Below are 22,080 nucleotides of genomic sequence, written 5' to 3'. Positions count from 1 at the left end.
ACTCAGAGGTGGACGCGCGACACGCGGATGGACCCTTCGGCAGGGGCCCCGCGCGGCGGCCGAGCCGCGAAGCCGAAGGGCCGCCCCGGCGCGGCCGCCCGCGCCTTGCGGCCCACCAGACGGCACGGACGGTAAGTTGAACAAATGCAGTCCATGACCCTGCCCATCGGCACCGAGCTGGGCGGCTACGTGCTGGCCGGGGTGCTCGGTTCGGGCGCGTCGGGGACTGTCTACCGCGCGCGGGACGCCGAAGGGCTGCCTGTGGCCCTCAAACTCCTCCACCCGAATTCGGCCGCAGACCCCGCCTCGCGCCAGCGCCTGCGCCGCGAAGTCGCCGCCCAGCGCGCCATCCGTTCCCCGTTCGTGGCCCAGGTGGTGGACGCCGAACTGGACGGCGCGGAGGCCTTTATAGTCACCGAACTGGTCGAAGGCGTCTCCCTGGCCCGCGACATCACCGCCCACGGACCCTGGACACCGGAACAGCTGGCGGACCTGGCCCGCGACCTCGACTGGGCTCTTGACGCGGTCCACGCCGCCGGGGTGCTCCACCGAGACGTCAAGCCGTCCAACGTGGTCCTGAACAAGAACGGTCGGCCGGTTCTGATCGACTTCGGGATTGCGCAAGACACGGGTGCGGGCCGGTTGACCGCGGCGGGCCTGGTGGCGGGCACGCCCGGCTTCGTGTCGCCGGAACTCCTGCGGGGGGCCGACCCGAGCGCCGAATCCGACCGCTGGGCGGCCGCCGCGCTCCTGCTCAACGCCGCGACCGGGCGCCAGCCTTTCGGCACGGGCGCGGTGGAGGCGGTGCTCGCGAGGGTGCTGGACGGCGTGCCGGATGTGGAGGGCCTGCCGCCCCGTATCGCCAAAGCCTTCAGACAGGCGCTGACCCCCGACCCGGACCGCCGCCTCGGCCTTTCCGAGCTCGCGTCCGCGATCAACCCGGTGGACACTGTGGTGGACGGGCTGGGTGCGGAGCGGCTGCCGCCAACGCGGGTAGCCCCCGTCCTTGAGGAAGGTCTGACCGAGCCCGCTTTGGACCCACGGGACGCCCTGTGGACGGAACCCGTCAAGCCGCCCTGGCGCGAGCCGCGCCGGGTCGACTACCGAACGTGGCTCAGCGACGGGCGGGTGGGGGCTGGGGGCGCGGAGACGGCATCGGGCATGGGGGAGGCCTACCCGGCGCCCGCGTACCCGCCGTCCGGGGCGTCTCCTGCAAACGCCGCCGATGCCGTCCCCCCACCCCAGCCCTACCCGTCGCCGCCGCAGCCGGCACGTGCCCTAACGTTTGGGCTGTGGGCGCTGCTCAGCGCGGCGGCGCTGCACTGGCCGTGGGTGGCTGTGGGGGTCGCGGCCTGCGCCCTGGTGGTGGCGCGCGCGGTCTGGGTGGGGGTTGAGTCGGTGGCGGCGCGGCGTTACCGCCGGGGGCCGCGGCCCTCCGACCGGACGCGCACGGTCTTGGCACTGCCTTGGTATTTCTTGCGGGGCCTGGGCGGGTCCATCCCGGCTTTGGCTCTGGCGGGCGCGATCGGCGGGGCTGGCTACGCGGTGGCGGTAAACGTGGTCGGGGTGGGCCAGGCTCAGCCGCAAGCGGCGGCCGTGTGCGTGGCCGTCGGACTGATGCTGGCCTGGTGGGGCCCGTCTGCGGCGGAAACCCGCCAGGGCTTGCGGACCATCTTGCGCGGCCTGCTCTGGACCCCGCTGGCCCGCTGGCTTGCCACCCTATTGCTGCTGGCGGCGGCCGGGACGACGGCGGCGCTGGCAACCTGGCCTGGGAACCCATAGGCGGGAGCCGGCGGCCGCGCTGCTAGGCGGCCCGCCGTGGGACGTTGACTTCCGTTGAGCGAGGATTTGTGCTCAGGCGGAGTTGAGCGCCTCAGGGCGCTCCCAAGCGGCCAGGGCGTCGTCTTGGGCCTGCCGTTGCCGTGCCAATAGCTGGTCGATCTCCTCGCGGAAGTCGGCCCAATAGGCCAGCGCCGCTTCGACCTCGGTTGTTGTCAGGCCAGTCGAGTGAGCCACGGTCGCCACATCCCGGTCCCCGCCGGTGTGGGCCAGCCAGGCTTCGGCCACGGTCCAAACCTGCGGGCCGTTGGAAAGCGCGGCTCTGCGCTCGCCGCCCAATTCGGTCACGAACCGGATCTTGGGATGGGCCTGCTGCCGGAGCTCTTCACGCACGCTGTCCCGCCCACCATTCCTTCAGGGCCTCGGTTGCGGCCTCCTCGCCGAGCGGGCCTTCGTTGAGGCGGCGTTCCAGCAAGTACCGGTAGGCCCGGCCGACGTCCTTGCCGGGCTTGATCCCCAGGATCGCCATGATCTGGTCACCGTTCAGGTCGGGTCTGATCGCCCGCAACTCCTCCTGCTCCGCCAACTCCGCGATCCGCCGCTCCAAGTCGTCATACGCGAACGAGAGCCGTTCCGCCCGCCGCCGGTTCCGCGTGGTGCAATCCGCCCTGGTCAACCGGTGCAGGCGTTCCAGCAGCGGCCCCGCGTCCGTGACGTACCGGCGCACCGCCGAATCGCTCCACTCGCCCTCCCCGTAGCCGTGGAAGCGCAGGTGCAACTCCACCAGCTTGGACACGTCCTTGACGGTGGCGGTGTCGAAGCGCAGCGCGCGGAGCCGCTTGGCCGTCAGCTTCGCGCCCACCACCTCGTGGTGGTGGAAGGACACCCCGCCGCCGGGTTCGAAACGCCGGGTCGCCGGTTTCCCGATGTCGTGCAGCAGCGCCGCCAACCGCAACACCAGGTCCGGTCCCGGCACCGCGCCATCGGGCCTGGTCTCCAGCGCGATCGCCTGGTCCAGCACGGTCAGCGTGTGCTCGTAGACGTCTTTGTGGTGGTGGTGCTCGTCGATTTCGAGTTGCAGCGCTGGCAACTCCGGCAGCACATGTTCGGCCAGGCCGGTGTAAACCATGAGCTCAAGGCCCCGGCGCGGCTGGGGCGCCAGCATCAGCTTGACCAGTTCCGCCTGGACCCGCTCTGCGGAGACTATTTCAATCCGGTCTGCGAGCTTGGTCATCGCGGCGACCGCGTCCTCGTCCACGTCGAACCCCAGTTGGGCGGCGAACCGCGCCGCGCGCATCATGCGCAACGGGTCGTCGTCGAAGGATTGGGTGGCGGCCACCGGCGTCCTCAGCAACCCCGCCGCCAAGTCCCGCAGCCCCCCGAACGGGTCCGTGAAGCGCGGCTCGGGGGCCAGCAGCACCGCCATCGCGTTGATGGTGAAGTCCCGCCGCGACAGGTCCCCCTCCAACGAGTCCCCGTACGTAACCGCGGGTTTGCGCGAATCCGGCTGGTATTCCTCGGTGCGGTAGGTCGTGATCTCCACCACCGTGTCGCCCCGCCGCCCCGCCACGGTGCCGAACGCGCGCCCCACCTCCCAGGTTTTCGAGGCCCACCGCTTCAGGATCTCAAGGGTCCGCTCCGGCGGCAGGTTGGTCGCCAGGTCGAGGTCTTCGAGCCCGCGCGCCAGCAGCAGGTCCCGCACCGGCCCGCCCACCAGCGCCAATTCCGCGCCTTCGGCCGCGAACGCCCGGCCCAGTTCTTGGGCCTCCTTCGGTATCTGCCCGATGACGTGCGCCGCCGCACGCTCGAACACCCCGCCTAGCTCAGATTTTGGTTGGGACACGGCAACAAAGCCTATTCGAGCCCGCCCGCTAGCGGGGACGCAGCGCCCGCGCCCGGCCCGGGCTTGGACTCGGGGCGCGAAAGCCTGCTCAGGGGTGGATCTCGTCCCAGCAACCGCGCAGCGCCTCAAGGATGTTGAGTTTCGCTTGCTTGTCCAACTGGGCGCTGGACTGCGAATCCCAAGCCAACTGCTCAAGCACTTCCATGACAGCGGCATGGGAACCGGCCTTGAGTAGGAACGAGATTTCTACTTGCCGCAGAGCTACGGTCAAGGATTCGGACGGGGAGAGCTCGAACTCCAGGCCGAAGTCGGCTTGTCGCACGGCCCACGCCAGTACGGACCGAGGGACCTCGTTCATTTGACGCGGGACAACGCCTTTGCGACAGCTGCCCCCACGTCGCCGGCTGGATCCTGGGCGAGTTCGAGCAGGGCACGGTTGGCGTCTTCGCCGTCCCGTTTCTCCATCGATGATCAGGACACCGGCCACTAAAACACGCGCCACGCTGCCCAGGGTGCCAAACAGAACGGGGAAAACTCTATCGGCTTGGGTTTCGCGGGGGCTCCGCCATCCTGCGCGCCCGTCTGCGGGTCCCGTTGGCACGAGGGCCGGGTCGCGCAGCACGGCAACCAACTATCCAGCTTGTGATAGTTGCGCCGATCTATCAACGGGTGCGGGTTGGCCCTGGCGCGTGTGAGTCAACCCTGAGCCGCGGTGGCATCCTGGTTGGTGGGGCCTTGTTCAGGAGGAAGGGGTGTTCCATGGTCGGCCTGGCTTGGCGGCGGGCGTTTGCCGGGGTGGCGGGGCTCATTGGCCTGGGCCTGGGTTGGGCCGTTTGGGAATTGGCGAAGCCGGGGGAGCGGGCGGCGCGCAAGGAGGAACCGGCGCCCAGCCAGTTGCTCTGGCGGCACAGTGAGGGCTTCCGCGCGGTCGACGCTTGGGCAGCGTCGGTCAAGCCAAACGAGACCGCCGATGCCGTCGAGTGGGCCCACGCCGTCATCTCCCTGTCCCCGGTGGTTGTGGCCCTCTTCGCGGTGCGGGACGCGTTGGTCCGCCCGTTCGGTCTGGCGCCGGCCACCAGCCTGGTGAAGGACGCCCCTTACACTGGCTTCCCGCTGATTGACCAGGGTTCGGACGAGGTTGTGCTGGGCGTGGATGACAAGCACCTTGACTTCCGGGTCGGAATCGCGACGGCCGGCGGCCGCGTGACGGTCACAACCATGCTCAGGTTGAAGAGCGCGCTGGGCCAGCTCTATTGGCCGGTGGTGAGCTTGTTCCATCCGTGGCTGACGCGCGCGATGCTCCGCCAAGCCCACGTCCCGGCCAGCCCCCCACAGAAGGACCGTTCAAACCAACCGTGACGCGCCGGGCAAATGGCCTGACGCGCGTAAAGGCTGGGACGGGACCAGGCGGCGTCGGGCGCGAGACACCCGAAAACGACACTACCCAAACGGTGGTGTCGATCGCGGGTGTCGGCCGGAGGCGTCCTCGAAGGCGGGAAACCCGCTGACCGGGGGAAACGTTGGGACCGGGCCGGACGGCACCGGGCGCGGGGCACCCGGCAACGACACCACCTAAACGGTGGTGTCGATCGCGGGTGTTGGCCGGACGCGGCCCCAAAAGAGGGAAACCCGCTGACAAGGGGAAACGTTGGAACCGGGCTGGCGGCATCGGGCGAGGGGCACCCGGCAACGACACCACCTCAACGGTGGTGTCGATCGCGGGTGTTGGCCGGACGCGGCCCCAAAAGAGGGAAACCCGCTGACAAGGGGAAACGTTGGGACCGGGCCTGGTGGCGCCGGGCGAGGGGCACCCGGCAACGACACCACCTCAACGGTGGTGTCGATCGCGGGTGTTGGCCGGAGGGGGCCTCGAAGGCGGGAAACCCGCTGACCAGGGGAAACGTTGGGACCGGGCCTGGTGGCGCCGGGCGCGGGGCACCCGGCAACGACACCACCTAAACGGTGGTGTCGATCGCGGGTGTTGGCCGGAGGGGGCCTCGAAGGCGGGAAACCCGCTGACCAGGGGAAACGTTGGGACCGGACCGGGCGGCGTCGGGCGCGAGACACCCGAAAACGACACTACCCAAACGGTGGTGTCGATCGCGGGTGTCGGCCGGAGGCGTCCTCGAAGGCGGGAAACCCGCTGACCAGTGGAAACGTTGGGACCGGGCCGGGCGGCATTGGGCGAGGGGCACCCGGCAACGACACCACCCGGACGGTGGTGTCGATCACCGGTGGGCGGCGCGCGGGAACTCCGCGCATCGCGGCGGGCCGTCGGGCGGTTGGCCACGGCGGGGCGGGCCGGGGCCAAGAGCCTCCCCCGGCGGCCTGGATGTCTCAAGGGCCGAAGCCAGGGGCCGGAGCGGGCGGCGCAAGGCCGGGCCGAAATCGGCTTTGAGTGGCGCTGCCAGGCGGTTGATGGAGCGAAGCCCTGGATGCTCGGTAGGCTGGCTGTCGTGTCCAGTGACCATCAGGCGCCTGTCGGGGCGGGGCCGCTGCCGGTGATCGAGGAAATCTCGGCGGGCGGCCTGGTAGTGGACGCGATTGACGGGGTGGCGCAGGCGGCGGTGATCGCCAGACGGAACCGGGGCGGGCGGCTGGAATGGTGCCTGCCGAAAGGGCACTTGGAACCCGGCGAAAGCCCGGCGCAGGCTGCGGTTCGGGAGATCCACGAGGAGACGGGCATCCAGGGGCAGGTCATCAAGCGGATCGGCACCATTGACTATTGGTTCCTGGGCGAGGGCCACCGGGTCCACAAGATTGTGCACCATTACCTTCTTTCGGCGCAGGGTGGCCAGTTGACGGCCGAGGACGACCCGGACGCGGAAGCGGAGGACGCCGCCTGGGTCCCGTTGGACCAACTGCGGGAACGCCTGGCCTATCCCAACGAGCGCCGTCTGGTGCAGGTGGCGCGGCGGCTGCTGGACGGGGCGGAATGACCTGGATTAAGACGGTAGTTGGCGTCGCCGTGGCCGCCACTGTGCTCGGGTTGATGGCTGGGCCGGCGCGGGGCTGCGTGGGCGTGGCGGAGGCCGCCGCAGCGGACAGGCCGGCGGCGGCGGCCAAGACCGACGACCCGAGCATCAGGATTCTGAGTTCCACGCCGGTGCTGACGGACCCGGAAGAGACCATGACTATGACGGTGCGGGTGGACAACCGGACCGGCAAGGTGTGGCGCGGGAACGTGAACCTGTCGGTCGCCTCGGACATGTTTGAGACGCGGCAGGAGCTGATCGATTGGTGCGACAGGGGCGTCCAAGACGTGGCCGAGGAGGCGTGGATCGCCGACACGGCGGAGAATGTGGAAATCCAGCCCGGACAGTCGCAGACATTCACCTTGACGAAGAGGGCGAGCGGCCCGAACAGCATGAACCTGGGCATCCGAGACGGCGAGCCCGGTTGGGGTCCCCGCGGCGTGGCGGCGGTCCTGGAGACGCTGCGCGGGGTGGTGGCCGCCGACCGCACCTACGTCACCTACGCCCCGCCCGAGCACGTCACGAGCCGCCTCAACCTTTCCGTGGCCGCAGGCTTGACCGCGGCGCCGGGGGAAGCCAGGGCGCAGACGCTGGAACGCCTGGGCCGGGTGGCGCAGGCCAGTGCGGACCCTTTGATCGCCTGGATGGTTGATCCGGCGCTGCTGGCCGCCGGCGACGCCGAGTCTGATGTTCACGCTGACGCGCTGGTCACGGCGGTCAAGGACGGCATTGAGGCGGGCAAGCCCGTTTACATGCTCCCGTACCAGGATCTCGACGAAACCGAGTTGGCACAGGCCGGGGCCAGCGCCGCCGCTTTGGTGGTGGCCGCCCGGGAGATCGGCCAGTCCGCCTTGTCCGATGCCGTCGGAGAAGTCCCAGCCGCCCGCACCTCCGCGAGCCTCGCCTGGGCGGCCAGCCCGGCCACCAGCGCCGTCGTCAGTTTCATGGCGGACGCGGGCTCCAGCGCCGTCCTGCTGGCACCCGATCAGTTCGATGAGCCGGTGCCCCGGGCGGTGGCGAAACGGGCGGGCCAGCCCGCGTTGATTGCCGTCGACCCGGGCTTGACCGAGGCGTTGACCAGCGGCGGAAGCGCGCGGTTGGAGGCGAACCAGGTGCTGGCCGACTCGGCCTGGTTGGCGCAGCGGGCGCAGGTGGAGGATTATCAGGCTTCGGCGGTGGTCGCCATGCCGCGCGGCTGGGAACCCGACCTGGGCGCCTGGGGCCTGCTGCGGGTCCTCACGGAGGCGAGCTGGGTCCGGTCAACGCCGTTGCCAGCGGCGGTCAACGCGCCCATTGGGGGTGAACTGCCGGAGACAGGCGGACTCAGGCCCAAGCCGGACCTGCCGCCGGATTCGCTTCGCGAAATAGTGTCCTTGACGGACCGGATGATGGCGTTCGCGTCCTTGACGCCGGATCCGGGAGCGTACTTGGAGCGTTCTTTGCCGCCGCTGTTGGCGCCCTTGTCGAACGCACTGGCGGGGCCCAGCCGGGCCAGTTCGGCGGCGGTGGCGCTGGACGAGGCCGCCACGGCGGTGCCGCCGGTGTCTGTCGAGGCGGGCAGCGACGTCAATCTGATCAGCGACGACGGCCGGGTGCCGGTGACCGTCCGGAACGCCTCCAACGAGCCCGTGACTGGGCTGGTGGTGAATCTGACCCCGCAGACAACGGCCATCCAGACTGGCGAACCGGTCAGCCTGGACCTGGATCCGGGCACGTTGGTGACGGCGCGGGTGCCGGTCCACGCGGTCGCCAACGGCGTCTTCCGGGTGCGGGTCGACTTGCTTGATTCGGAGGGCCGCCCGGTCGCCGAGTCCGCCTCTTTGACCATGCGGGTGCAGGCCGAATGGGAGACCGTGGGCACGGCCGTCGCGGGCGGGATCTTGGCCCTGATCCTGGCGTTCGGCATTTTCTCTACGGTGAAGAAGCGGCGGGCTCAGGCGCGTCCGCGGCAGCGCCGCGGGGGCGGGGCGCGGGGCGGGGAAGCTGGCGTGGAAACCGACGCGGAACCCGGCCTGGAAGCTGGTGCGGAACTCGGTCTGGAACCTGGTGTGGAAGCTGGTGCGGGCGGAACGTCCCGATCTGGGACCAGTCCTCCGGGAGGTACCGCTGCGTGAGTGAACCGCCGCCGGACCGCCCCTCGGTCGCCCGCCCGGCTCGGCGCTGGGCGCAAAGCCACCGGCCGGCCCAGCCCGCCAAGCCGGGGCGGCGTGGCCGGAAGGGTTCGGCCGGCGCGAGCGAGCCAACCGGCGCTCCCAATTCACCGGTTTCGCCCCGTTCCGGTCTTCCCGGCGCTTCCGGCGCGCGGGCCGCGCCACGGGGTGCCGTTGATCAGTCTCCGGCGGGAAACGAACGGGAGCCCATGGCGGCGGCGCCTTCGATTGGGCGCTCGACTTTGGCGATGGCGTCCGGCACGGCCGCCTCGCGGGTGGCGGGAATGGTGCGGGCCGCCGTCCTGGGCGGGGCGATCGGCGTCGGCACCATGGCCGCCAACGCCTTCGACGCCGCCAACACCCTGCCGAACTTCTTTTACGCCATCTTGGCCGAGGGCGTGCTCAACGCGGTCTTGGTGCCGCAGATCGTGCGGGCTTTTGGCCGGGGCCAGGGCGAGGAGTTTGTGCATCGGCTTCTCACGCTGGCGACGGTGCTGCTGGGCGCCTTGACCGTGTTGCTGACCGTCTCGGCCGGGTTCTGGCTGACTCTGTTCACCCAGGACTGGGACGCGCAAAAGCTTGGGCTGGGCACGGTGTTCGCGTATTGGTGTCTGCCGCAAGTCTTCTTTTACGGCATTTATCTCCTCTGGAGCCAGGTGCTCAACGCCCGCAACGTGTTCGGGGTGGTGATGTGGGCGCCGGTGGCCAACAACGCGGTCTCGATTCTCGGCTTCGGGGTGTTCATCGCCGCCTTCGGCCGCTACCACGCGGTGTCTGCTGGGGCTGGGGGAGCGGGACCGGCGGCGGGCCAAGCCTCGGCCGCCTGGTGGGGGACTGGCCAGACCCTGCTGCTGGCCGGAACCGCCACGTTGGGGATAGCTGTCCAAGCCCTGATCCTGGTCGGCCCAATGGCCCGGTTGGGGCTGCGCCCCCGTTGGCGCTGGGGTTTTCGCGGCTTTGGGCTGGGCCGGGCGGCGCGGATGACCGGCTGGACGGCGCTGTCTTTGGTGTTCAGCCAGGGCGCAATGTGGGTGGCGATCCGGCTGGCCTCGGCCGCTCAGGACGCCGCGCCTGGTCAGACGGTCGCCTCGAACGCGATCCTGACTTTGGCCCTGAGCATCTACATCATTCCCCATTCGTTGATCACGGTTTCTTTGACCACGGCCTTGTTCACCCGCATGAGCGAACACGTGCAGGCGGGGGCCTTGAAACTGGTCCGGCAGGACCTGTCCTACGCGATCATGACCACCAGCGCGTTCAGTTTCCTGTTCACCGCCCTGCTGGTGGTGTTGGCGTTGCCGCTGGGGCGCGTCCTGCAACCGGGCATCAGCCTGCCGGAGGTGGGTGCCCTGGTGGGGCCGGTGGTGGCCATGTCGTTGGGGCTGGTCCCGCTGGGCATGACCCTGTTGGTGAAACGGGTTTTCTTCGCGCTGGAAGACGGCCGCACGCTGTTGGCCCTGCAGATCCCCATGTCGTTGTTGTTCGCGGGCTTTTCGCTGGTGAGCTTCTGGTTGCTGCCGCCCGCGTGGTGGGTGACGGGGATTGGCCTGGGGCAGACCCTCTCCTTCCTAGCCGGCGCTATTCTCCGCCTTTCCTCGTTGCGGGACCGGCTGGACGGGATTGACGGCCGCGAACTGGGATGGATGCACCTGCGGGCGGGCGCCGCCGCGTGCCTCAGCGCTGAGGTTGGCTGGCTGGCGCTGAGCCTGTTCCCCGGCGGTGGCGCGGCCAGCCTGGCCACCTCGCTGGCGGCCCTGGTGGTGGTGGGCCTCCTCATCACCGTGTCCTATGTCGGTCTGCTGCGCCTGTTGGGAGTGACCCAGTTGGCGGATTTCGCGCGCCCGCTCCTCGCGCGCCTGCGCCGGCCCGCCTCGGCTGGTGAGCATGGTTGACCCTCTTTGGCTGCCTTGGGCACTGTGCCGGCCGCAGCCCGAACGGGCCGATGTGGGCCAGCAAGGCCCGGCACAGGCGACCCGCCCCGACCGGACCCGACCCGCAGCGCTAACGCCTTCCTCGCTCCTCAGCCATATGAAAGCGGCTTGATCGAACCTTGATCGAAAACAGCGGCAACCGCATACCCGCGGTCCGTAGGTTGGATGGCATGCTGGCCACCCCCCTGAAGCTCGAGGACCAAGCCGAACCGCGCACCGTGGAGTTGGCGCTGACGGGGATGACGTGCGCGGCCTGTGCGGCACGGATCGAAAAGAAGTTGAACCGGCTGGAGGGCGTCAAGGCCAGCGTCAACCTGGCGCTGGAAACCGCCGCCGTGCAGGTCGAGGACGGCGTCACCGCCCAGGATTTGATCAAGGCTGTCGAAGCGGCCGGCTACGGCGCGCGGCAAATCCAGCCGTCTGGCGGCACCCCTGGGGCGGACGCCTCGAGCGGGGCGCCGGGCGCGGACTCGGACGCTTCGAGCGCGGAGAGCGGACAGGCCGCAGAGCCGGATCCGGCCGCCCGCCTGCGTCAACGCCTGGTCATCTGCGCGGCGCTGACCGTCCCGGTGCTGGCCCTGGCCATGATCCCGCCGCTGCAGTTCACCTACTGGCAGTGGCTGTCGCTGACTCTGGCGGCCCCCGTGGCGGTCTGGGGCGCCTTCCCGTTCCACAAGGCGGCGTGGACCAATCTGCGCCATGGCGCCGCCACCATGGACACCCTGATCTCGCTGGGCGTCAGCGCCGCGTTCGTCTGGTCGCTGTGGGCGCTGTTCTTGGGCGGCGCGGGGATGCCGGGCATGCGTATGGAGTTCACCTTGGTGGGCGGCGACCGCGCCGAGATCTACCTTGAGGTGGCCTCGGCGGTGACGGTGTTCATCTTGGCGGGGCGGTATTTCGAGGCCCGCGCCAAGCGTCGTTCGGGCGCCGCGCTGCGCGCGCTGCTCGGCCTGGGGGCCAAGACCGTCACTTTGCTCCCCGACGGCCCGGGCGGCCCCGAACGGCCGGTCCCCGTCCAGAAGTTGCAGGTAGGAGACCTTTTCTTGGTCCGCCCAGGTGAGAAGATCGCGACTGACGGCGTGGTCCGCGAGGGCTCCAGCGCCGTCGACGCCTCGCTCCTGACCGGCGAGTCCGTCCCCGTCGAGGTCGGTCCCGGCGACCCGGTGACCGGCGCCACGATCGCTGTCGAAGGCCGCCTGGTGGTCCAGGCCACCCGCGTTGGCGCGGACACCGCCCTGGCGCAGATCGCGCGTTTGGTGGCGGGCGCGCAGAGCGGCAAAGCCCAAGTCCAGCGCCTGGCAGACCGCGTTTCCGGGGTGTTCGTCCCGATCGTCGTGGCGATCTCGCTGGTCACGCTGGCCGCTTGGCTGATCGCCACCGGCCAGCCCACCCGCGCGTTCACGGCGGCTGTCGCCGTGCTGATCATCGCCTGCCCGTGCGCGCTGGGTCTGGCCACCCCGACCGCGCTGCTGGTCGGCACCGGTCGCGGAGCCCAGTTGGGAATCATCATCAAGGGCCCGGAGGTGCTCGAATCGGTGCGTCGCGTGGACACCGTGGTCCTCGACAAGACCGGCACCGTCACCACCGGCCGCATGGCCGTCGCGGGCGTGACGCTCGCCGAGGGCCAGGACTCCGCCCAGTTCGAACGCCTGACCGGTTCGGTCGAGTCCGCCTCCGAACACCCCATAGCGGTCGCCATCAGGCAATACGCCACGCACGATGCCGTCCCCCCAACCCCCAGCCCCAACCCGCCCGCCGTCGGGGCGCTCCCGGCGTCCGGTCCGAACCCGGCCGTGACTTCTGCCGCGCCGGGCGCCGGTCCGGCCGTCGGCGGAACCAGCGCAGGTCCGGCCGAGAACCGGGTGCTTCCGGCGTCCGGCCCGAACCCGGCCGGGACTTTTCCCGCGCCGGGCGCGGGTCCGGCCGTCGGCGGAACCGGCATCGCGTCCCGCCCGGGTCCGGCCGAGAACGGGACGCTCCCCGGGCCCCGCCGCCCTCCAGCGCAACTGCCGCCGGTGGCCGGCTTTTCCGCCGCCCCCGGGCGGGGAGTGCGCGGCGTGGTCGAAGGCGTGACGGTTTGGGCGGGCAAACCCGGCTGGGTGACCGACCAAGGCTTGGCTTTGGGCGAGACTCTGGCCACGGCCCAGGGACAGGCGGAAAAGCTCGGGCAGACGGTGACGGCCGTGGGCTGGGACGGGCGCGTGCGCGGGATCATCGCGGTGGCGGATTCGCCCAAGCCGACCTCGGCGCAAGCGGTGGCGGAGCTCAAGCGGCTGGGGCTGGAGCCGGTGCTGCTGACCGGGGACAACCCGAAGGCGGCGGAGGCGATTGCCCACGCGGTCGGGATTGACCGGGTGATCGCGGGTGTTCTCCCCGGTCAGAAGGTCGACGTGATCAAGGGCCTCCAGGGTGACGGCGCCACCGTGGCCATGGTTGGCGACGGCATCAACGACGCGGCGGCGCTCGCCACCGCCAACCTGGGCATGGCGATGGGCACCGGCACGGACGCGGCGATCGAGGCGAGCGACCTGACGCTGGTGAGGGGCGATCTGCGGACCGTGCCGGACGCGATCAGGCTGTCCCAGGCGACCCTCAGGATCATCAAGTCGAACCTGTTCTGGGCCTTCGCCTACAACACGGCCGCGCTGCCGCTGGCGGCGTTTGGGCTGCTGGGGCCGTTGATCGCGGGCGGGGCGATGGCGCTCAGCTCGGCGTTTGTGGTCTCCAACTCGCTACGGCTGCGCCGCTTCAAAGCTTGGTCCCAATAGACCCGAGGACGGCCCCGGACAGGGGGACGCCCCTGCGGGCAGAGCGGGGGGCGTTGTCGGCTGGCCGCGTCCCGGCGCAGCCTGGCGAACCGGGGCCGAGGCGGCCCCGGCCAGTCTGGGACTACGGGGGGACCGCGCCGCTAGTATGACTGAGATGACCGGCACCACCAACGGGAGTAACTAGGGTCATGGATTCCAAATCGTCGCGCCCCGACCTCGACATGGGTGACCTGCTAATGGGTCGCTATCAGCTTGACGCTGAATTGTTTTCCAACTTGCCGGGAGCGCAACGCTTCCGCGCCACCGACAAGATCCTCTCGCGTCAGACCGAGGTGCACCTGCTGACGGGCGACCACACGGAAGACGCGGTTGACGCGGCTCGCAGCGCGGCCCTGGTTGACGACCCCCGGATAGTCCGGATCATTGACGCCGGACGCTATTCCGGGATTTCGTTCGTGTTGACGGCCCCGCTGGACGGCGTTTCCCTGGCCGAAGTGGGGCCGCTCCCAGCGGCCCAAGCCCGCGCGGTGGCGGGCGAAGTGGCCACCGCGCTGGCCCAGGCGGCCGCGCATGACGTGCACCACCTGGCGCTGCGGCCGGAACTGATCTTCTTGGGCAAGGGCGACACGGTCAGGATTGGCGGCATGGCCTGGGACGCGGCCGCTCGCGGCCGGGCGGATGAGGACCCGGTCAGCTCGGCGGCCGCAGACGCCAAAGCGCTGGTGTCAATCCTGTACGCCGCGCTGACGGCCCGCTGGCCGGGTGAGACCCCCAGCGTCATGCCGCCGCCGCCGCTGTGGGAGGGCAATCCCGTCGCGCCGATCGAGTTGGTCTCGGGCGTCCCCGGCGACCTCAACACGTTGTGCGCGGTGGCGCTGGCGACCGGCGGGGTGGGGCCCGCTGACGCCGCCCAGGTGGTCGAAGACCTCGGCATTTGGCCCACCGTGCGGATCAGCCTGCCCTATTCGGCGTTTGTCCGCAGTCCGGTTCCGCGCGAGGCGGCGCCGCCCGCGCAGCCAACCGGTTCGGCTGACTCCGACCAGGAGGAGCCCAATGACCAGGGCTCCGGGGCGGAGGCGGTCCTGCCCGCCGAGGATCCCGTCCGTTCCAGTTTTCCAGCGGGCGCCCGGCCGTTGCGGCCAACGGACGCCGACGTGGCGGCCCTGGCAACCCAGGCCGTCATCCAGGACAGGCTGGCGGCGATCGAGGCGATTGTGGCTCCGGCCAGCGCGGACGCGGGCTCTGGGACAACGCGGCACTGGTCGGCGAGGGAGTTCGCCGGCCTGGCGGAACTCGGCGCGGACCTCGCGCCGGGAATGACGGAAAGCCCGGACGCGGACAGCGTAGGCGGCCCCGAAGCGGACCTCGGGGAAGACTTCGAAGCGGACCCCGAACCGGATTTGGCGGCGAACGCCGGGCCTGGTCTTCAGTCGGACTTCCGGCCGCAGGCCGAATGGGACCTTGAGGCCAGCCTTGAAGACGAGGACGGATTCGACGGAGACGAAGCCCTGGCGGAGGAGTTCGTCGAGGAGGATGGAGACGAAGACCTTGAAGAGGACTGGGACTTCGAGGACGAGCCAGCAGACTTGGATGAAGCCGAACCCGAACCGGTGGGACTAGAGGAATTGGTCTGGCCGGTGGCCAGGGCGACCCCGCTCCCGGCCCTGTCCTCGTTGGCGGAACAACTGGACCTGACCGAAACGCCCGCCCCCGGTCCGGCCATCCCGAAAGTGGTCCCCAGGCGACCCGTCGAACCGCAAGAGTTCACCCTGCCGCCGCTGCCGGAGGACCTGGCCGAGGTCTTGGCGTCGGTGCCGCCCCTGGTCCATGACGAATATACCTACGAGCCGGTCGCGGTGGGGGACGCCGACGAAGACGCCACCATAGTCCTTGACCCGGTTGAAGAAGACGAGGACTGGGAAGACGAGCCCGCCTACTACGACCGGCCGCTGAATCGGGCCAAATTGCCCCGTCCCGGCCCTCTGGCCACGCCTATCAGGCGGGACGAGGTGCCGCCCGGACCCCGTGACGAAAAGGTTCGCCAGGTCCTGGAGGGAATGGCGGCGCCAAGCTCCCCGCAGGCCGTGGACCTCTTGGCGGGTCGCGACTGGGCCAGTTCCACGCAACCGGAGGCCGCCCCCGTCGAGGAGCCGATCGAAACGTGGTCGCCCGAGCCGGTCGCGGACCAACTCTTGGCGGCGACGGCGGGCGGGGGAACGGCATCGGGCACCCCCCAAGGCTTGCCGGCGCCAACCGCGCCGGTGCCCGCCACCCCGGCTGGGGGCGAACGCCGATTGTTTGACGTCGAAGCGCCTTCGTTCAATAATGTCTTGCCGGCGCAACCCCAGGCGCCCGAGGTGACGGCCACGCGCAACTGGTGGCCCGTCATCACATTCATCGCGGTGGTGGTCGCTTGCGTGTGCTTGGGGCTGGTTATCCTGGCGCTCGTCGGCGCGATCAACCTTGGCGTACCCTTGAGTCCCGGTGTCGCGCCGGTCGTTGGGGTTGTCACCTAAGAGTTCGTTGAAGGAGTTGGTTGTGGAGCAGGTTGTGATCATTGGTTCAGGTCCGGCTGGGTACACGGCGGCGATTTACGCGGCCCGCGCGGGCTACGAGCCGACGGTGATCGCCGGGTCGGTGACGGCCGGCGGCAACCTGGTCAACACCACGGAGGTCGAGAACTACCCGGGCTTTCCGGACGGCGTGCTGGGCCCCGAGTTGATGGAGCGGATGGCCAGCCAAGCGACCCGGTTCGGCGCCAAGCTGGTGTTCGATGACGTGGTGGAAGTCGCGCTGGAAGGCCCCGTCAAGGAGATCAAGACCTTGGGCGGCCAGCATTTCGAGGCGGCCGCGGTGATAATCGCGACGGGATCCTCCTACAAAGAGCTGGGCCTGGAGTCGGAGAAACGGCTGGGCGGACGCGGTGTCAGCTACTGCGCCACCTGCGACGGGTTCTTCTTCAAAGGCAAGGAAATCGTGGTGGTGGGCGGCGGCGACTCCGCCATGGAAGAGGCCGTCTTCCTGACCAAGTTCGCCTCCAAGGTGACGGTTGTGCACCGCCGCGGCGAGTTGCGGGCGTCCCGGATCATGGCCGAACGGGCCCTGGCCCACCCCCAGATCGAGTTCGCCTGGCATTGCGTCGTGGAGGAGATCCACGGCGAGGGCGCCGTCAGCGGCGTCACCCTGCGGGACCTGCGCTCCGGCGAATCGCGGCGCCTGGACGCCCACGGCATCTTCGTGGCGATCGGCCACACCCCGAACTCGGACCTGTTCAAGGACCAACTCGCGTTGGACCAGGACGGCTACATCATTGTCGACGGGCCCTCGGCCCCGGACGAGCCGGGCAACGCCCAACACCAGGCGACGTCAATCCCGGGCGTGTTCGCGGCCGGGGACGTGGTGGACCGGACGTACCGCCAAGCCATCACCGCCGCCGGCACCGGCGCCCAGGCCGCCTTGGACGCCCAGGACTACTTGGAGGAACTGGCCGCCGACGCGGCCATCGCCGCGTCCACGGTCTGACCGGGCCGGGCTGGGGCCGTGTCAGGTTGGCTTGCGCCAATCTGGGCGGGCTCACGGCAACCCCCGGAACCGGGCGCGCCGGTCGGTACGCGGTATTGCGCGGGCCGGTAGCCCAGGGATACCCGCAAACCATGAAACGATATGAAGCCAAGTGTTGATGAATGAAGGAGCATTGCGATGAGCGCGCTGAACGCGGTTACCGACGCGACGTTTGAGGACGAGGTGCTGAAAGCCGACAAGCCCGTCCTAGTTGATTTTTGGGCCCCATGGTGCGGCCCTTGCCGCCTCCTCACCCCAGTGGTGGAGCAGCTGGCGGCGGAGAACGGCGACAGGATGAAGTTCGTCGCCCTCAACACCGACGAGAATCCGGTGACGGCCCAGGCCTACGGCATCTCCACGATCCCGACCCTCAACGTCTACCGAGACGGCCAGCTGGTCAAGACCGTGATGGGCGCCAAGCCCAAGCCGCTGCTGGCCGCGGAGCTGGCCGAGTTCATCGGCTGACGCCGCCCCCATGTCAACCAACCCCGGCGGCGGAACTCGGCTCGACCCCTGGTTCGGCTCCTATGCCGGGCGGACGCACGGGCTGCGGGTCTCCGAGACGCGAGCCTTGTTCTCGGTGGCCAACCGGCCTGAAGTGGTCTCCCTGGCGGGCGGCATGCCGTTCCTGGACGCCTTGCCGATGGACCTGATCGCCAAGGTCACAGCCGACTTGATCGCCACGGAGGGGGCCGTCGCCCTGCAGTACGGCAACGGCCAAGGCCATCCCCTGCTGCGCGCGCACATCACCCAGGTGATGGCCGAAGAGAAGATTCAGGCCCACCCGGACGATGTCGTGGTGACCACCGGCTCGCAACAGGCCCTCGACCTGGTCACAAGGATCTTTGTCGACCCCGGCGACGTGGTCTTGGCCGAGGCGCCCTCCTACGTGGGAGCGCTCTCCGTCTTCAAGTCCTACCAGGCTTGGGTGGAACACGTGCCGATGGATGACGCCGGCCTGGTTCCCGAAGCGCTGACTGAGGCGGTCAAGCGCCTGAAGGCGGCCGGGCGGCGCATCAAGTTCCTTTACACCTGTCCCACTTATCACAACCCTGCGGGGGTCACGCTGCCCGTTGACCGCCGGGCGGAAGTGCTGGACATCTGCCAACGCGAGGGCATCTTGCTGGTGGAGGACAACCCGTACGGCATGCTGGGCTTCGACGGCCAGATCACGCCCGCGATCCGCTCCTTGGACGAGGACGGCGTGATCTACCTCGGGTCGTTCTCCAAGACCCTGGCGCCTGGCTACAGGACCGGCTGGGCGGCGGCCCCGCACGCGGTGCGGGAGAAACTGGTGTTGGCCTCCGAGGCCTCAATCCTTTGCCCCTCGCACGCCTCCCAACTGTCGATTGCCGCCTACCTGGACAACTGCGACTGGCGGGGGCAGATCGACGCCTATCGCGGGGTCTACCGCGAGCGTTGCGAGACCATGCTGGCGTCCCTGGGGGAGCTCATGCCCGAATGCACCTGGAGCACGCCCGAGGGCGGCTTCTACACCTGGGTGACAGTGCCGGAGGGCGTCAACACCAAGACCATGCTGCCGCGCGCCACCACCGCGCTGGTCGCCTACGTCTCCGGCACCGCGTTCTACGCGGACGGGCAGGGGAACAGGCAGATGCGCCTGTCCTTCTGCTACCCCACGCCGGAACGCATCCGGGAGGGCGTGCGGCGCCTGGCGGGTGTGCTGGCCAAGGAGATCGAGTTGGCCGCGTTGTTCGGCCCAGCCGCCGCCGATGCCGCCCGGTCGCCTTCCGGGGCCGGCGCAGATTCGGTCGCGGACGTCACCAGTCCGGCACCGGACGTGGCCTGACGGGTGGGCTGGGAGTTGTCGGACGGCATCGGGCAGGCGGTACGGGCAGGCGTGGCCGGACGGACTGGGCGGCGCAAACGGTCGCGCTGCGACCGCGTGGGGGAAGACGCGGCGGGCGGACGGCATCGGGCACAAATTAGGCAACCCAAAGGAGCGGAACGATGGCCAACCCGAAGGTGTTGATACTGGCGGGCGGCTTGTCGCATGAACGCGACGTGTCGCTGCGGTCGGGACGGCGGGTCGCGGAGGCGCTGCGGGAGGCGGGCTGCGGCGTTGTCGAGGCGGACCTGGACGCCCGGCTGATGGATCGGCTGGCGGGCGCGGACTTCGACCTGGTGTGGCCGCTGCTGCACGGCGCGCTGGGGGAGGACGGCTCGGTGCGGGACGTGCTGGAGTTGGCGGGCGTGCCGTATCTGGGGTCAGACCCCAGGGCGGCCCGCGCGGCCTGGAACAAGGCGGTCGCCAAGACCATCATCCGCCGGGCGGGGCTGGCCACGCCGGACTACGTCACGTTCCCGCAGTCGCTGTTCCGGGAATTGGGCGCAGCCCCGCTGTTGGACCTGGTGGCGTCTTCGCTGGGGACCGACTTGGTGGTCAAGCCGCTGCACGGCGGCTCGGCGCTGGGGGTCACGCAGGTGGTCGATCCGGCGGACCTGCCCCGCGCCATGATGGACTGCTTCGCGTACGGGGAGGTCGCGCTGATCGAGCGGTCGGTGGCCGGGACGGAATTGGCCGTGTCGGTGATCGACCTTGGGTCCGGGCCGGTGGCGCTGCCCGCGGTGGAGATCGTCACCGACGGGCCTTACGACTACGACGCCCGCTACAACCCGGGCCGCACGGAGTTCTTCACCCCGGCCCGCGTTGATTCGGGTGTCGCTGGCGCGGCGGCGGCTTTGGCCCTGGCGGCCCACGAGGTTCTGGGCCTGACCAGGATCTCCCGAACCGACATGATCGTGGACGCCGCCGGCGTGCCGTGGTTCCTGGAGGTCAACGTGGCCCCGGGCATGCAGGAAACGTCCTTGCTCCCCCAGGCCGCCCTGGCGGCCGGCCACCACTTGCCCGCCCTCTACCGCGCCTTGGCGGAAGCCTCAATAGCTGCGGGGTAACTGGTCGGGGAAATGGAAATGGGGACGGTACCTTTTTCCGGCGAGCCGGAAAAAGGTACCGTCCCCATTTCCGGCCCACGCCAGGGCCCGCCCCTGCAGTTGGGACAGGCTTTTCTTGGGCACCGGGCCAGCGGACTTGCCGGGTTGCCGGGGACGGTCCTTCCGCCTGGACAGCGGGGAAGGACCTTGTCGTTTGGGTGCGGGGAACGGTTCCCGGCGGCCAGGCGGAGGCCCGCTGGGGCAGGCCCCGCCAGCTGCTTTCGGGGCAAGAGAAGGGCCAAGCCGTTAGCCTGGGCGGTCGCGAGGTGGACCGAGTCAAGGGCCTTCAGGAACGGGCGCAGCTTGATCGTCTCGTCGATCACTTGCTGGCTGATGTCTATCAAGTCGAATGCCGAGGTCAGCCGGTCGACCGCTGACCGGTCATAATCCGGCTCGCCCCGCAACGCGCCATCCGCAGCGCAGTGCGGCGGGAACTGCCGCCGGTGCTGCCGCTCCGGTCGTGGATATCGGTGCCTTCGGACGGCAGGTCCATCCCCCACGCCTATCCGCCACAGTGTGTCGGGCAGTTTCCTGGCGCGATCACTCGGCGGCGTCGACCGGTTTTCCGGATCCGCAGACCTTAGTTGTCTCGGTCTCGGAGAAATCGACAGTCCAGTACGACATTCCCTCCGGGCAGGTGCCGTCAGCGGCCAGGACGGCCTCGGTTGTCCATTCGGTGAGGTGACCGTCAGAGACTGTGGTTCCGTGTTCCGCAGCCCACTCCTCGCTTGGGGAAAGCACCCAGTCGGGTGGCTCGGTCCCGCATCGCATCGGGCGTATGGGCCAGGAATAGCCGCCCGAATCCCAACGCCAACCGAAGAAGCATTGGCCCAGTTGCGGAATGGCGTTGAAGTGGAAAGTCTGCCCCGCGTCCACGAATCTCATGCATCCGGTTGCGTCGGTATCGCATTTCGGCACCGTCTGCCCCCCCATGAACACGTCCACGATGCGTACGTTGGCGTTGGTCGAGTCGCAGGCCACTGTGGAGTCGCGCCAGTCTTCCGGCGGCTCGTCATGAAGCTCCATCGGGTAGACCGATAGGCACTCGCCCGCCGCCGGCGCGGACTGCTCGGCAGCAATTGCTGCCGCTGAGGGACCCGCTGAATCGAGCGCACGGGTTGTGGCCGAATCGGCCAGGTGGCCGTAAAGGCCTCCTGGGAGCATTGTGCCGAGTACGCTCAAAGCGACGATGGCGACTAGGAGCAGCCAAACCAAAGGGTCTTGGGGCAATCTCCGCTGGTGCCACGGAAGGGGGTACAGCCACTCGGCCTTAACGGGCCCGGCCATCTCCACGCGAAAGTCACCATGTCCTTGTCCCTCGGCATCAATCCACCAGCGGCCACGATGGGTAGGTAGTCCGCGTTCAGTTTCCTTGAAGGTGCCGTCCGGGAAGAACCGCACCGTCGACTTCCTTTCGGAGTGATCCTCAGTCGCGGCGGCCAAGCGCCAGACGCCCACAATTCTAGATTCCGGGTTCAGGGACCTTGCCCAAGGCAAGAGGGCCGCCGCAAAGGAACCCTTCACGATGGGATCATCCTCCCCGGTCTTGCGGTCATGATTGGCATAGGGCTCTCACTGTTCCGACTGCCACCTGCTCAGCTGCGGTGATCTGTCTCGGGTCGGCTGGGGGGCCGACCGCGGCTCGGAAATGGTGCAACTGCGGCTCGCATTCGGAGTCCTCACCGAATCCCGGAGGGTCCAACTCAGCGGAGAGGATGACGGTGACAGAGCCCTTGGCCGGCACGGTCGGCATGGGCCAGCCGTCTATGGCGAGAAATTGGTCGCGCTTTACGTCCTTGGGCGAATCTTTGGCTGTAGACAGCACCATTGTCGGCTCGCGGTCGCCAGAGAGGGAATCGCTCAACGTGGCCCTGATACGCAGCCCGGTCAGCGGCTCGTCGCCTGTGTTCTCGACTCGCAGCCGGAAGTCCACCCAACGACCTTCCTCCAGGTCGAGGATTTCTTCCCAGCCGTCTTCCGCGCCCTGGGGCCGGACCTCGGCCGTGGTATTGACGGTGAGCAGCGGTGCTGCCGCAAATTGGAGGGGTCTTTCGGGCTCTGCCGCCCAACTCAGACCCAGCACCCACGCTTGTGCACCGGCAAACGCAACGAACACAG

The 22,080-nt window shown here is 69.3% G+C and carries 15 protein-coding genes and 1 pseudogene; 11 read left to right on the top strand and 5 right to left on the bottom strand.

Annotated features, from left to right (window positions below):
• Positions 1 to 153: 153 nt before the first annotated feature.
• Entirely contained in the window at positions 154 to 1,782 is a 1,629-nt protein-coding gene (locus LBC97_01995; GenBank protein MDR2564832.1) for a serine/threonine protein kinase, read from the top strand.
• A 72-nt stretch (positions 1,783 to 1,854) separates the two neighbouring features.
• Here the strand turns inward: LBC97_01995 and LBC97_01990 are convergent, their stop codons facing one another.
• The 3 genes from LBC97_01990 to LBC97_01980 form a co-directional block, all read right to left on the bottom strand.
• Positions 1,855 to 2,172 (bottom strand): hypothetical protein, encoded by a 318-nt coding sequence (locus LBC97_01990; GenBank protein MDR2564831.1) that lies wholly within the window; start codon positions 2,170 to 2,172, stop codon positions 1,855 to 1,857.
• Positions 2,165 to 3,592, bottom strand: a complete 1,428-nt coding sequence (locus tag LBC97_01985; protein ID MDR2564830.1) for a CCA tRNA nucleotidyltransferase — start codon at positions 3,590 to 3,592, stop codon at positions 2,165 to 2,167. The genes LBC97_01990 and LBC97_01985 overlap by 8 nt, the downstream gene beginning before the upstream one ends.
• 118 nt (positions 3,593 to 3,710) lie before the next feature.
• Complete coding sequence (locus tag LBC97_01980) at positions 3,711 to 3,980, bottom strand: hypothetical protein (GenBank protein ID MDR2564829.1); 270 nt, start codon at positions 3,978 to 3,980, stop codon at positions 3,711 to 3,713.
• A gap of 401 nt (positions 3,981 to 4,381) precedes the next feature.
• Between LBC97_01980 and LBC97_01975 the strand changes: the two genes are divergently transcribed.
• The 10 genes and pseudogenes from LBC97_01975 (at position 4,382) to LBC97_01930 (ending at position 19,923) form a co-directional block, all read left to right on the top strand.
• Positions 4,382 to 4,981 carry a DUF2867 domain-containing protein gene (locus LBC97_01975; GenBank protein MDR2564828.1) on the top strand — a complete coding sequence of 200 codons (600 nt, stop codon included), beginning with the start codon at positions 4,382 to 4,384 and terminating at the stop codon, positions 4,979 to 4,981.
• A 1,136-nt stretch (positions 4,982 to 6,117) separates the two neighbouring features.
• Positions 6,118 to 6,561: pseudogene (locus LBC97_01970) on the top strand (NUDIX hydrolase).
• Positions 6,558 to 8,711, top strand: coding sequence for a DUF6049 family protein (locus LBC97_01965; GenBank protein ID MDR2564827.1), 2,154 nt, complete (start codon positions 6,558 to 6,560; stop codon positions 8,709 to 8,711). Before LBC97_01970 ends, LBC97_01965 begins: the two are co-directional and overlap by 4 nt.
• 284 nt (positions 8,712 to 8,995) lie before the next feature.
• Entirely contained in the window at positions 8,996 to 10,639 is a 1,644-nt protein-coding gene (locus LBC97_01960) for a hypothetical protein (GenBank protein MDR2564826.1), read from the top strand.
• Between the two features lie 209 nt (positions 10,640 to 10,848).
• Positions 10,849 to 13,446: a heavy metal translocating P-type ATPase gene (locus LBC97_01955; GenBank protein ID MDR2564825.1), complete on the top strand. Its 2,598-nt coding sequence runs from the start codon at positions 10,849 to 10,851 to the stop codon at positions 13,444 to 13,446.
• A gap of 188 nt (positions 13,447 to 13,634) precedes the next feature.
• Positions 13,635 to 15,962 (top strand): hypothetical protein, encoded by a 2,328-nt coding sequence (locus tag LBC97_01950; GenBank protein MDR2564824.1) that lies wholly within the window; start codon positions 13,635 to 13,637, stop codon positions 15,960 to 15,962.
• Between the two features lie 22 nt (positions 15,963 to 15,984).
• A complete protein-coding gene (trxB, locus tag LBC97_01945; GenBank protein ID MDR2564823.1) occupies positions 15,985 to 16,968 on the top strand; it encodes a thioredoxin-disulfide reductase in 984 nt (327 codons plus the stop codon).
• A gap of 177 nt (positions 16,969 to 17,145) precedes the next feature.
• A complete protein-coding gene (trxA, locus tag LBC97_01940) occupies positions 17,146 to 17,472 on the top strand; it encodes a thioredoxin (protein ID MDR2564822.1) in 327 nt (108 codons plus the stop codon).
• Between the two features lie 10 nt (positions 17,473 to 17,482).
• Positions 17,483 to 18,817 (top strand): PLP-dependent aminotransferase family protein, encoded by a 1,335-nt coding sequence (locus LBC97_01935; GenBank protein MDR2564821.1) that lies wholly within the window; start codon positions 17,483 to 17,485, stop codon positions 18,815 to 18,817.
• Between the two features lie 161 nt (positions 18,818 to 18,978).
• Positions 18,979 to 19,923 (top strand): D-alanine--D-alanine ligase, encoded by a 945-nt coding sequence (locus LBC97_01930; protein MDR2564820.1) that lies wholly within the window; start codon positions 18,979 to 18,981, stop codon positions 19,921 to 19,923.
• Positions 19,924 to 20,502: 579 nt separating this feature from the next.
• Here the strand turns inward: LBC97_01930 and LBC97_01925 are convergent.
• Complete coding sequence (locus tag LBC97_01925; GenBank protein ID MDR2564819.1) at positions 20,503 to 21,192, bottom strand: hypothetical protein; 690 nt, start codon at positions 21,190 to 21,192, stop codon at positions 20,503 to 20,505.
• A gap of 322 nt (positions 21,193 to 21,514) precedes the next feature.
• The gene (locus LBC97_01920; protein ID MDR2564818.1) at positions 21,515 to 22,078 is read right to left on the bottom strand and encodes a hypothetical protein; all 564 of its coding nucleotides are present in this window, start codon (positions 22,076 to 22,078) and stop codon (positions 21,515 to 21,517) included.
• Positions 22,079 to 22,080 lie beyond the last annotated feature (2 nt).

This window comes from Bifidobacteriaceae bacterium (genome assembly GCA_031281585.1).
Lineage (GTDB): Bacteria > Actinomycetota > Actinomycetes > Actinomycetales > WQXJ01 > JAIRTF01.
The sequence above is the reverse complement of the archived record's forward strand: the minus strand, read 5'-3'. Positions and strand labels throughout refer to the sequence as shown.

Coding starts and splice junctions, on each gene's coding strand:
- LBC97_01935 (MDR2564821.1), top strand. CDS start 17,483: ATGTCAACCAACCCCGGCGGCGGAACTCGGCTCGACCCCTGGTTCGGC.
- LBC97_01955 (MDR2564825.1), top strand. CDS start 10,849: ATGCTGGCCACCCCCCTGAAGCTCGAGGACCAAGCCGAACCGCGCACC.
- LBC97_01930 (MDR2564820.1), top strand. CDS start 18,979: ATGGCCAACCCGAAGGTGTTGATACTGGCGGGCGGCTTGTCGCATGAA.
- LBC97_01975 (MDR2564828.1), top strand. CDS start 4,382: ATGGTCGGCCTGGCTTGGCGGCGGGCGTTTGCCGGGGTGGCGGGGCTC.
- LBC97_01950 (MDR2564824.1), top strand. CDS start 13,635: ATGGATTCCAAATCGTCGCGCCCCGACCTCGACATGGGTGACCTGCTA.
- LBC97_01980 (MDR2564829.1), bottom strand. CDS start 3,980: ATGAACGAGGTCCCTCGGTCCGTACTGGCGTGGGCCGTGCGACAAGCC.
- LBC97_01965 (MDR2564827.1), top strand. CDS start 6,558: ATGACCTGGATTAAGACGGTAGTTGGCGTCGCCGTGGCCGCCACTGTG.
- trxA (MDR2564822.1), top strand. CDS start 17,146: ATGAGCGCGCTGAACGCGGTTACCGACGCGACGTTTGAGGACGAGGTG.
- LBC97_01960 (MDR2564826.1), top strand. CDS start 8,996: ATGGCGTCCGGCACGGCCGCCTCGCGGGTGGCGGGAATGGTGCGGGCC.
- LBC97_01995 (MDR2564832.1), top strand. CDS start 154: ATGACCCTGCCCATCGGCACCGAGCTGGGCGGCTACGTGCTGGCCGGG.